At 62.1% G+C, this 356-nt stretch carries 1 protein-coding gene; it reads right to left on the bottom strand.

What is annotated here, in order from left to right; all coding sequences use genetic code 11:
- Positions 1-356: phosphoenolpyruvate carboxylase (locus tag SB765_RS28375; protein ID WP_410932320.1), on the bottom strand; the 356-nt coding region annotated here is incomplete at both ends.

Here is a 356-nt window from a genome sequence, read left to right as displayed (position 1 = left end):
CCAACCCTGGCCTGCAATGCCTGGCTGGCTTGCTGCATCGACAGCTCCGAGGCCAGGTGATCGACATCACGCAGATACAGATCGGCCGCCATCCAGCGTGCCAGCAGCAGCACTTCACGGGTGACCGGTGCGGTGACGTTAGGGTTACCGTCGCGGTCCCCGCCCATCCACGAGGCAAAACGAATCGGCGCCGCCTCCAGGGGTAGATGCAATCCGGTGGCGGCGAATAACGCCTTGTCGGCCTTGCGCAGATAATTGGGAATGGCGTGCCACAACGAATGTTCGATCACCGCAAAGCCCCATTTGGCTTCATCCACCGGGGTCGGCCGTACACGGCGGATTTCTTCGGTGTGCCA

This window comes from Pseudomonas sp. SIMBA_067 (genome assembly GCF_046534675.1).
Classification (GTDB): Bacteria; Pseudomonadota; Gammaproteobacteria; order Pseudomonadales; family Pseudomonadaceae; genus Aquipseudomonas; species Aquipseudomonas putida.
This window is presented reverse-complemented; position numbering and strand designations above follow the sequence as displayed.